At 66.0% G+C, this 10,662-nt stretch carries 11 protein-coding genes and 1 pseudogene; 9 read left to right on the top strand and 3 right to left on the bottom strand.

Features of this window, described 5'->3' with window-relative positions; genetic code table 11:
* Nucleotides 1–448: 448 nt before the first annotated feature.
* Both ACH438_RS07450 and ACH438_RS07445 read right to left on the bottom strand, forming a co-directional pair.
* Nucleotides 449–643, bottom strand: a complete 195-nt coding sequence (locus ACH438_RS07450) for a hypothetical protein (protein WP_397002268.1) — start codon at nucleotides 641–643, stop codon at nucleotides 449–451.
* 76 nt (nucleotides 644–719) lie between these two features.
* Nucleotides 720–896 (bottom strand): hypothetical protein, encoded by a 177-nt coding sequence (locus ACH438_RS07445; protein WP_397002266.1) that lies wholly within the window; start codon nucleotides 894–896, stop codon nucleotides 720–722.
* Here ACH438_RS07445 and ACH438_RS07440 point away from each other — a divergent pair.
* Nucleotides 895–1,878, top strand: coding sequence for a dimethylarginine dimethylaminohydrolase family protein (locus tag ACH438_RS07440; protein WP_397002264.1), 984 nt, complete (start codon nucleotides 895–897; stop codon nucleotides 1,876–1,878). The genes ACH438_RS07445 and ACH438_RS07440 overlap by 2 nt on opposite strands.
* Nucleotides 1,879–1,893: 15 nt before the next feature.
* Here ACH438_RS07440 and ACH438_RS07435 read toward each other — a convergent pair whose 3' ends face one another.
* Nucleotides 1,894–2,382, bottom strand: coding sequence for a Fur family transcriptional regulator (locus ACH438_RS07435; RefSeq protein ID WP_397002262.1), 489 nt, complete (start codon nucleotides 2,380–2,382; stop codon nucleotides 1,894–1,896).
* Between the two features lie 141 nt (nucleotides 2,383–2,523).
* On the opposite strand from ACH438_RS07435, the gene ACH438_RS07430 reads away from it, so the two are divergent.
* The 8 genes and pseudogenes from ACH438_RS07430 (at nucleotide 2,524) to ACH438_RS07395 (ending at nucleotide 10,653) form a co-directional block, all read left to right on the top strand.
* On the top strand, nucleotides 2,524–3,663 hold the full coding sequence (locus ACH438_RS07430; RefSeq protein WP_397002260.1) for a HoxN/HupN/NixA family nickel/cobalt transporter: 1,140 nt from the start codon (nucleotides 2,524–2,526) through the stop codon (nucleotides 3,661–3,663).
* Nucleotides 3,664–3,698: 35 nt separating this feature from the next.
* Nucleotides 3,699–3,920: pseudogene (locus tag ACH438_RS07425) on the top strand (hydrogenase maturation nickel metallochaperone HypA); the annotation flags it as partial.
* A 240-nt stretch (nucleotides 3,921–4,160) separates the two neighbouring features.
* Nucleotides 4,161–5,216: a hydrogenase expression protein HypE gene (locus ACH438_RS07420; protein ID WP_397002258.1), complete on the top strand. Its 1,056-nt coding sequence runs from the start codon at nucleotides 4,161–4,163 to the stop codon at nucleotides 5,214–5,216.
* A gap of 10 nt (nucleotides 5,217–5,226) precedes the next feature.
* Nucleotides 5,227–7,023, top strand: coding sequence for a nickel-dependent hydrogenase large subunit (locus tag ACH438_RS07415; protein WP_397002256.1), 1,797 nt, complete (start codon nucleotides 5,227–5,229; stop codon nucleotides 7,021–7,023).
* 30 nt (nucleotides 7,024–7,053) lie between these two features.
* Nucleotides 7,054–8,040, top strand: a complete 987-nt coding sequence (locus ACH438_RS07410) for a NifU family protein (protein ID WP_397002254.1) — start codon at nucleotides 7,054–7,056, stop codon at nucleotides 8,038–8,040.
* Nucleotides 8,037–8,669, top strand: coding sequence for a DUF5947 family protein (locus tag ACH438_RS07405; RefSeq protein ID WP_397002252.1), 633 nt, complete (start codon nucleotides 8,037–8,039; stop codon nucleotides 8,667–8,669). Before ACH438_RS07410 ends, ACH438_RS07405 begins: the two co-directional genes overlap by 4 nt.
* Nucleotides 8,666–9,316, top strand: a complete 651-nt coding sequence (locus ACH438_RS07400; protein WP_397002250.1) for a DUF6084 family protein — start codon at nucleotides 8,666–8,668, stop codon at nucleotides 9,314–9,316. Before ACH438_RS07405 ends, ACH438_RS07400 begins: the two co-directional genes overlap by 4 nt.
* The gene (locus tag ACH438_RS07395) at nucleotides 9,313–10,653 is read left to right on the top strand and encodes a hypothetical protein (protein ID WP_397002248.1); all 1,341 of its coding nucleotides are present in this window, start codon (nucleotides 9,313–9,315) and stop codon (nucleotides 10,651–10,653) included. Before ACH438_RS07400 ends, ACH438_RS07395 begins: the two co-directional genes overlap by 4 nt.
* Nucleotides 10,654–10,662: the final 9 nt, after the last annotated feature.

Below are 10,662 nucleotides of genomic sequence, written 5' to 3'. Positions count from 1 at the left end.
GCCGAATCGGTAGCCCGGATCCACGCCCGCACCGAACGCGAATCACGCCGCCACCGCGAATGGCTGGCCCAACGCGCCTGTTCGAGTGCAGCGCAAAGCCCTACGCCAAAAACCGGATCAGATGTCGAATCGGGCATCGAGCCAGAAGCTGGGCTAGGGGCAGGTCTAGAGGTCTAGTTAGTCCGACAGAGGCACGACCAGCACACCAGCGCGGGAACGCAGACAAGATCCCGCACTGGTGTTCCGGTCGTGCCTGCGTCAGTTTTCTTCAGGTTTCGGGGTTTTCGTGTTTGCCGTTTCCGGTTTTTGGTTTTGGTCTCGAGAAGGTGAGGCGTGCAGTCCATGGGCCGGGACAGGGGTCACGGCTCCCAGCTGGGCGTCAGCCCCGGCCCGGCAGGGCAGGGCAGGCGACGCAACCACACCTCCAGTTTTTATCTTTGTCTCTGTCCTAGCGGCGCAGCGCCCGGTAACCCACCCACACCAGCAAGCACGCGCCCACTACTACGAGCACGCCACCGATGTAGCTCCACTCGGAGTGCCCGGTCATCGGGGAACCGTGCAGAGATCCGGCGCCCTGCACTATCCATATCGCGCCGATGACGCACAAGATCACGCCGACCGCCGCCATAACGATCCGTTTCATGACACCTCCACTCGGATGTGATGACCGTATCGCCGTGTTCGGTGACGGCGATAGGGATTGCCGCTAATCAGGCATTTCAGTTGCGGCCGGTGAGCAGCCTGCGGGTGAGTTCGTCCAGGTGCCGCGCGGCGGAAGGGGCGAAGGGCGAGCCCCCTGTTGGGATGCGATGACCTTCGACGTGGGCGGTCAGTAGACCTCCACGCTCGACCTCGCGAGCGTATCGGGTCGGGGCGGTGGATATCGTTTCAGTCATGGTTGCCGACACTTTGCTGGTTCGGGTGGACAGTGAGTTCGCACCGTTGAAGACGGTGGTGGTTTCGCAGTGTGAGTTCCGGGGGCCTGCGGATCCTTCGTTTGTGGGGCACTGGATGCCGGTGGAGGCGGGGGCCGTGGAGATACTCGACGCGGTGTGGGGCAAGACGTTCGGGGAGGTGTATCCCGAAAAGCAGGTGGCTTGGGAGGGCGAGCGGGCGGCTTTGGCGGGGGTGTTGCGGCGGCATGGGGTCGAGGTGTTGCGGCCGCGGTTGTTCACGCGGGCGGAGCGGGCTGCGGCGGGGCGGGCGGGGTATGCCAATTTCTTCGTTCGGGATCCGTGGTTCACGGTGGGTGAGCACGTGATCGAAGGGGGGCTGCAGTTTCCGCATCGGCGGATGGAGGTGTTGCCGAGCCGGCCACTGCTGTTGGAGCGGGTCATGCCGTCGGATGCGCGGTATGTGTCGTTGCCGCAGCCGGAGAAGTCCGCGCTCGGTGAGCCGGGAGCGGGGCCGTTTCTCGAGGGCGGGGATGTGCTGGTGCTGGGTAAGCAGATCTTCGTGGGGCTTTCGGGCATGGCCACCAATGAGATCGGCGTGCAGTGGCTCGCGAAGTACTTGCAGCCCTTCGGATTCACCGTGACCACCGTGCGACTGCCCGAGCATGTGCTGCACCTGGATTGCGCGATCGGGCTGGTTCGCGAGGGTCTTCTGATCGTTTGCCCGGACCGCCTGCCCGAGGGACTCCCCGAGGCCTTGCGCGCTTGGGACCGCATCGAAGTCAGCGAGGACGAGGCGGCGGCCATGGCCACCAATGGACTGCCGATCGATTCCCGCACCTACATCACCGATCCGGAATTCGAGCGGGTCGGCGCCGCGCTGGAGGCGCGCGGAATCACGGTGGAGTACATCGATTTCTCGATATCACGGCTGTTCGGCGGCGCCTTCCGCTGCTCGACCCAGCCGCTGCTCAGGACCGAGTGAAGACTGACCGACCGATCAACTCTGCTGGCAGTTCGGGCACAGCCCGTGCAGGGTGAGCCCGGCGGTCTCGGGCAAGGCGAATCGGCTGCGCAGGCGAGCCTCGGCCAGCGCATCGGTGAGGTGTTCGGACGGGACTTCGTCGATCGCGCCGCAGCGGTTGCACACCGCGTGGTGGTGCGGAATATCGGTGAGCCCGTAGCTGGTCACGCGCTCGTCGATGACCAGCGCGTGCAGCACATGCGCGTCAACCAGCGTTGACACCGTGCGGTACACGGTCGTGAGATCCACATCGCGACCGGCTTCCGCGAGCCGCTCCTGAATCTGCGACACCGTCAGATGCCCCCGGTCCCGCGCCCGATCCAGGGTCGACAACACCGCCAATCGCGGTGCCGTGCACCGCAATCCACGACTGCGCAATAGACCACGCGCATATTCCTCCCCATCCCCCACCGGGGCCTGGGCACCGCCTGCGGCGGCGTGGGCGTGATGCGGCACTGCGGGCATGGCCACAGTCTGCCCCGTCCACCCCCGCCTCCGCCAACGTGTTCCCGGTCGGCGCATCACCGCCCCTCCTGCCAATGACTTGCAACAAGGAACAGTCGCGCCTACCTTCAAGAAATTCGGTTCGCACGGAGAGGGCAGACGGTGACGTCGACAGTTCAGCAGCGCAGGCCCTTTCGATTCCTCGAGCGGCTCGCGCTGACCAAACAGGAGTGGCTGCGCCTGGGCGGTATGGCTGCGGTGATCATCGGCCTGCACGTGATCGGCTGGTTCATCCTGGTCACCCTGGTCGCGCCGCAGCATTTCAGCCTCGGTGACCGCACCCTCGGCATCGGCGTGGGACTCACCGCCTACACCCTGGGCATGCGGCACGCCTTCGACGCCGACCACATCGCCGCCATCGACAACACCACCCGCAAACTCATGCACGACGGGCAGCGACCGCTCTCGGTGGGATTCTTCTTCTCACTCGGCCATTCCACCGTGGTGTTCGGCCTGGCGCTGCTGCTCTCGATCGGCGTGAAGACCATCGTCGGCCCGGTCGAGGACGATTCCTCGTCCCTGCACCACTACACCGGCCTGATCGGCACCACGGTTTCCGGCACCTTCCTGTACATCATCGCGATCATCAATATCGTCGTGCTCATCGGCATCCTGCGGGTCTTCCGGCGCATGCGCAGCGGCGATCTCGACGAGGCGGAACTCGAAAACCAGCTCGCCCGAAGAGGTTTCGCCAATCGCCTGCTGGGCCCGATCATGAAATCGGTCACCAAGCCGTGGCAGATGTACCCGATCGGCCTGCTGTTCGGCCTCGGCTTCGATACCGCCACCGAAGTAGCCCTGCTGGTGCTGGCCGGCACCAGCGCCGCGGCCGGGCTGCCGTGGTATGCGATCCTGTGCCTGCCGGTGCTGTTCGCCGCGGGCATGAGCCTGCTCGACACGATCGACGGCACCTTCATGAATTTCGCCTACGGCTGGGCTTTCGCCGAACCGGTGCGCAAGGTGTTCTACAACATCACGATCACCGCCCTGTCGGTTGCGGTTGCACTCATCATCGGCAGTGTCGAACTGCTCGGACTGCTCGCCGAGCAACTCGGCTGGACCGGCGGTATCTGGGATTGGCTGAGCGGACTCGATCTCAATATCCTCGGCTACTTCGTCGTCGGCCTGTTCGTTCTCACCTGGGTCGTCGCCTTGCTGACCTGGCGGTTCGGCCGGATCGAGGAGAAGTGGAACGCGGGGCTGAACACCGAAGGGGCCCCTGCCATTCGACCCGGGGAGTAGCGTGAAGCTACTCCGATCGTCGAACCGAGGCCGCCATGCACGAAATGGCGATAACCCAGAGTGTGATCGACGCCGTCTGTGAGCATGCGGCCGGCAGGCGCGTGCACCGCGTGACGGTCGAGGTCGGCGCACTGTGCGCGGTGGTGCCCGAGGCCATGGAGTTCTGTTTCGAACTGATCGCCGAGGGAACCGTCGCAGCCGGCGCGCACCTCGACATTTGCCTCGTCCCGGGCACAGCGTCGTGCCGGACGTGCGGATGATCGGGCCGGCGAGAGCGAATTATGCCCCGTGCGACTCATCCTCAAGGACGCTGAACAGCTTCGATCGCTGTGCGAATACCCAGTCGTACCTAGCGGGCAGGCCGGCGCCGGTGGTGGCCGAGAGCGGCAGCAGCTCGATACCGGGGTTGACAGAGTTCGCATATTCGCAACATTTGCCTAGCAGGAACCTGGCCTGGTGGCCGACAGCTTCAAAAGCTTCTGTAAGGGGTGGCGTCAATGCCAACTCGTGAAGCAGTCAAAGCCGAAGAGACGTTGATCCACGTTCTTTGGATCAATGCCGGCCTCAGTTGTGACGGTGATTCGGTGGCGTTGACTGCCGCCACCCAGCCCAGTATCGAGGAGATCGCTCTCGGATCCCTGCCCGGGCTGCCCAAGATCGCCGTGCATTGGCCGCTCATCGATTTCGAATGCGGCCCCACCGGCGGAGCCGACGACTTCCTGGAATGGTTCTTCAAGGCCGACCGCGGCGAACTCGACCCGTTCGTGCTGGTCGTGGAGGGCTCGATCCCCAACGAGCAACTGCACACCGAAGGCTACTGGTGCGGATTCGGCAACGACCCCGCCACCGGCCAGCCCATGACCACCAGCGAATGGCTGGATCGTCTCACGCCGAAAGCCACCGCGGTGGTCGCGGTCGGCACCTGCGCCACCTACGGCGGCATCCACGCCATGGCCGGTAATCCCACCGGCGCCATGGGCGTCCCCGACTATCTCGGCTGGGAGTGGAAGAGCAAGGCCGGCATCCCCATCGTGTGCGTGCCCGGCTGCCCGATCCATCCCGACAACCTCTCCGAGACCCTCACCTATCTGCTCTACATGGCCACCGGCCAGGCCCCGATGATTCCGCTCGATGAAGCGCTGCGGCCGAAATGGCTGTTCGGCGCCACCGTCCACGAGGGCTGCGATCGCGCCGGCTATTACGAGCAGGGCGATTTCGCCGACGAATACGGCTCCCCCAAGTGCATCGTCAAACTCGGTTGCTGGGGTCCGGTCGTGAAATGCAATGTGCCCAAACGCGGTTGGATCAACGGCGTGGGCGGTTGCCCGAATGTAGGTGGTATCTGCATCGGCTGCACCATGCCCGGATTCCCGGACAAGTTCATGCCGTTCATGGACGAACCGCCGGGCGGGAAGCTCTCGTCCACTGCTTCCGGACTCTACGGGTCGGTGATCCGCAGTCTGCGCCACATCACCGCGCGCACGGTCGACAAGGAGCCGCACTGGCGGCACCGCGGCACCGAGCTGGAAACCGGTGCGACACGCACCTGGTAGGAGAACTGCGATGACTCAGATCATCCCGGAACCCTCGCACCGCAATATCGAACCCGGCGCCCTGGTGGAAATGGCGTGGGATCCGATCACTCGTATCGTCGGCAGCCTGGGTATCTACACCAAAATCGATTTCGCCAATCGCGAAGTGGTCGAGTGTCACAGCACCTCGTCCATCTTCCGCGGTTATTCGATCTTCATGCGCGGCAAGGATCCGCGCGACGCGCACTTCATCACCAGCCGCATCTGCGGTATCTGCGGGGACAATCACGCGACCTGCTCGTGCTACTGCCAGAACATGGCCTACGGCGTGAAGCCGCCGCACCTCGGTGAATGGATCGTCAATCTCGGCGAGGCCGCGGAATACATGTTCGACCACAATATCTTCCAGGAGAACCTGGTCGGTGTGGACTTCTGCGAGAAGATGGTCGCCGAGACCAATCCGAGCGTGCTCACCCTCGCGGAGAAGACCGACGCCCCGCAGGCCGGCGCGCACGGCTACCGCACCATCGCCGACATCATGCGGGCGCTGAACCCGTTCACCGGCGAGTTCTACCGGGAGGCCTTGCAGGTCAGCCGGTACACGCGAGAGATGTTCTGTCTCATGGAAGGCCGCCACGTACACCCCTCCACGCTGTATCCCGGCGGAGTCGGCACGGTGGCCACCATTCAGCTGATGACCGACCACATGTCGCGGCTCATGCGGTACGTGGAGTTCATGAAGAAGGTCGTGCCCATGCACGACGACCTGTTCGACTTCTTCTACGAAGCCCTGCCCGGCTACGACAAGGTCGGCCTGCGCCGCACCCTGCTCGGCTGCTGGGGCTCCTTCCAGGACCCGGAAGTCTGCAACTTCGCCTACAAGGACATGGAGGAGTGGGGGCGGCGCATGTTCGTCACCCCGGGCGTCGTGGTGGACGGCAAACTCGTCACCACCTCGCTGGTCGACATCAACCTCGGCATCCGAATCCTTTTGGGCAGTTCGTATTACGACGACTGGACCGATCAGGAGATGTTCGTCAAGAACGATCCGCTCGGCAATCCGGTCGACCGGCGCCACCCGTGGAACCAGCACACCAACCCCAAACCGCAGAAACGCGATCTGGAGGACAAGTACAGCTGGGTGATGTCGCCACGCTGGTTCGACGGCAAGGACCACCTCGCCCTCGACACCGGCGGCGGACCCCTCGCCCGACTGTGGTCCACCGCACTGGCCGGGCTCGTCGATATCGGCTACGTGAAGTCCACCGGGCACAGCGTGCAGATCAACCTGCCCCGCACCGCCTTGAAGGGCCCCGTCGAATTCGAATGGAAGATACCGGCTTTCGGTAGCAACACTATCGAACGCAACCGCGCCCGCACCTACTTCCAGGCCTATGCCGCCGCGTGCGCACTGCACTTCGCGGAACAGGCGCTCGCCGAGATCCGGGCCGGGCGCACCAAGACCTGGGAGTCCTTCGAGGTCCCCGACGAGGGCATCGGCTGCGGCTTCACCGAGGCCGTGCGCGGCGTGCTGTCGCACCACATGGTGATCCGCGACGGCAAGATCGCCAACTATCACCCGTATCCGCCCACCCCGTGGAATGCCAACCCGCGCGACAGCTTCGGCACGCCGGGCCCCTACGAGGACGCGGTGCAGGGCCAGCCCATCTTCGAGGAGAACGACCGGGAGCACTTCAAAGGCATCGACATCATGCGCACCGTGCGCAGTTTCGACCCCTGCCTGCCGTGCGGGGTGCACATGTACCTCGGCGACGGCAAGTCCCTCGACCTGCTGCACTCCCCCACCCAAACCCCGCTCGCCCAGTGAGCATGAACCGATCGGCGGTGGGAGCGGCAGATGGCCAACGAACAGCCGGTCGGAGCCGGCACATACGGTGCAGCCGGAACACCCGGGTCACCCGGAAAGGAGAGCGCCCACCGGGCCGGTGACGCCTACTGGCGCGACGCCGGGCAGCGGATAGAGACACTGCTGCAAGCCAGTTCGGCCGGCGGCGCCGCGGCCCGGGAACGCGCCGAGCAGCTCGTCCACGAGTTGCTCGGCCTGTACGGGGCCGCGCTCGAGCGCATCGCGGTAGTGCTGGGCGATACCGAGATGCGCAAGCTGGCCGACGACGATCTCATCGCCAGCCTGCTCCTGGTCCACAGCCTGCACCCGCACGACGTGGACACCCGGGTCCGGACCGCCCTCGACAGCGTGCGCCCCTATCTCGGGTCGCACGGCGGCGACGTCACCCTGCTGGGCGTCGAAAACGGCGTGCTACGACTGGAATTCGCGGGCAGCTGCCGCACCTGCCCGTCCTCCTCGGTGACGCTGGAGCTGGCCGTCGAGGAAGCGGTCCGCGCCGCGGCGCCGGAGATAGAAAGCATCGAAGTCGTTGCCGCCCAGGAGGACAAGGCGCAATCCGGGGTGTTCTCCACCGAATCGCTGTTCGGCCATGTGCGTCCCGCCGGAGAATGGATCACGGTACCCGAACTGGCCGAGCTGGCGGCCGGTGAGGTCGGCGGATTCCGGATCGGCGGCGTCTCCACGCTGGCCTGCCGGGTGGGTGACAACCTGCTCGTCTATCGCGATCACTGCCCCGCCTGCGGCAATTCCCTGGCCGGGGCGGTGCTGCACCGCCGTATGGGTTTCCCCGCGGGCGACGCCGTACTGCGCTGCCCGACCTGCCACGCCCACTACGACGCCGTCCACGCGGGCGCACGCCTCGACCACGAGGAGCCGGCCCACGCGGCAGCGCTCGTGGCCGAGCATCTCGATCCGCTGCCGCTGCTCATGCGTGACGGGCTGCCCGCCGTCGCGGTACCCGCGGAGGTGCCGGGGTGAATCCGTCGTTCTCGGTGCTGCGCCGTCTCGCTGCCGCCGGGCCGCCGACGGATCGGGCCGAGCCGCGTTGTGAGATGTGCGCGGTACCGATCTCCGAGCCGCATACGCATGTGGTGAACATCGAAGGGCGGCAGCTGATGTGCGTATGCCGCGGCTGCTATCTGCTGTTCACCGAGCCCGGAGCCGGGCTGCGCTACCGGGCCGTACCCGACCGGTATCTGGCGTTCCCCGGCACGGTCGTGGGCCCGGCCGAATGGGATGCGCTCGAGATCCCGGTCGGACTAGCGTTCTTCTTCCGCAATTCGGCGCTCGGGCACACCGTGGCCTTCTATCCCGGGCCCGCCGGAGCCACGGAATCCGAACTGCCGCTGGAGAGCTTGCAGGCGGTATTGCAGCAGCACCCGGAGCTCGATGTGCTCACCGACGATGTCGAGGCGCTGTTGATCCGGATGCCCGAACGGGGCTCGGCGGGCGGCTGCCTGCTGCTGCCCATCGACGCCTGTTACGAGTTCGTGGGTCGAATGCGTCTGCTGTGGAAGGGATTCGACGGTGGTTCGGAGGCCCGGCAATACGTGGAATCCTTCTTCACGACCATGAGCGGCCGAGCCCGAGGCGGTGGGCGGCCATGAGCCCGGCCTACTCGATCACCTTCGCGGTGCTCGATATCAAGCCGGAAGCTTATGCCGTCAGCCCGACCCTGTCGGCGCGGGTGGGCATCGCGGCGCTGGCGGACGATCCGGTGCACGCCATCGCGCTGCGCGCACAGGTGCGGATCGAGCCCAACCGCCGGCCCTATACCGAGGGCGAAAGCGCCGGACTGCTCGATCTTTTCGGCACCCGGGACCGCTGGCACGATACCCAGCGCTCGTTCCTGTGGATGCACGCCACCACCATGGTGCCCGGATTCTCCGGCGGCACCGAGATCGATCTGCCGCTGCCGTGCACCTACGACCTGGAGGTCGCCGGGTCGAAGTATCTGCACGCGCTGCGCGACGGAAAAGTGCCGTTGCTGTTCCTGTTCAGCGGGACCGTGTTCTTCAAGGGCGCTTCGGGTTTCGCGGTACAGCAGATCCCCTGGGATCGCGACGACCGGTTCGAGATGCCGGTGGCGGTGTGGCAGCAGCTCGTCGACCTGCACTTCCCGCATGCGGGATGGCTGCGACTGCGCACCGAGACCCTCGATGCCCTCACCGCCTACAAGTCCGAGCACGGACTCCTCGACTACGACCAGACGGTCAGCGACCTGCTGGCCACCCGTTCCAAGGGGTCGGTATGAGCAGCGAGACCGGGGCCGACATGGTGCGGGCACACGCCCGCGCGGTCGCCGACGCCGTCCTCTACGAGGGCTATCTCCTCTACCCGTACCGCGCGAACTCCCGGAAGAACCAGTCCCGCTGGCAATTCGGCGTGCTCGGCCCGCAGGGCGCCGCCGCGGACGGCCTCGGCGAGGACTCCGAGCTACGCGCGCAGTTCCTGCTCGAGGGCACAGACACCACCACGCTCACCTTGGCCTTGCGGTTCCTGCAACTGCAGCAGCGCGCCGTCCACGACAGCGACGGACAGGTCCGGGCCGAACTGCGGGTAGACGGCCGCAGCCGGCTCGGCTGGGACGAGGCCGTCGAACAGGAACTGAGCTTCGGCCCGATCACCTTGGCCGACAATATCTTCCGAGCCGAGATCCACGGCGGCACCGAAACAGAGGAGATTCCCGCCGCCGACGGCACGCACGCCGGACAACTCGTACGCACCCGCCAACCACTCACCGGCCTGGTCGAGGTCACGGTGCACCCGGCCGGCGACTACCGGCGGATCAGCATCTCCGTCCGCAATACCGGCCGGCCCGCCGCCGACAAGGACGAGGCCATCGCCCGCTCGTTCATCGGCGCGCACCTCATCGCCGAAACCGGCAGCGGCGCTTTCGTTTCCCTGCTCGACCCGCCACCCGATGCGGTGACCGCGGTCGAGGACTGCACACAGCACCGCTGCTTCCCGGTCCTCGCGGGCCCCGAAGGCACCCGCAACCTGCTGCTGATCTCGCCCATCATCCTCTACGACCATCCCGAGATCGCCGAGCAGAGCGACGGACCACTGTTCGATTCCACCGAGATCGACGAGATCCTCACCCTCCGGGTACTCACCTTGACCGACGACGAGAAGTCCCAGGCCCGCGCCACCGACCCACGCGCCGCACAGCTCATCGACCGCTGCGAAGCAATGACACCCGAGCAGATGCAGCAGCTACACGGAGTTCTGCGCAGTCCCGTAGCAGAACCCCCACGCGTGCTTCCCGATCCAGCGGCGGACCTGCCCTGGTGGGATCCCTCGGTCGACGAGGCCGTGCGCCCCGACGCCGACATGATCATGGTCGCCGGCGTGCCGATCGCCAAGGACAGCCATGTGCGATTGCGCCCGTCCCGCCGGGCCGATGCGCAGGATCTGTTCTACGCCGGGCGTACCGCCCGCGTCGCCGCCGTGCACGAGGACGTCGACGGCCAGGTCCACATCGCCGTGGTCGTGGAGGACGACCCGGCGGCGGAAATGCACGAATGGTACGGCCGCTACCTGTATTTCGCGCCCGACGAAGTAGAGCCGCTCGATGGCGCACCGTCGTGACGACCCGAC

Origin of the sequence: Nocardia sp. NPDC020380 (genome assembly GCF_044386975.1) — a bacterium.
Taxonomy (GTDB): Bacteria; Actinomycetota; Actinomycetes; order Mycobacteriales; family Mycobacteriaceae; genus Nocardia.
The sequence above is the reverse complement of the archived record's forward strand: the minus strand, read 5'-3'. Positions and strand labels throughout refer to the sequence as shown.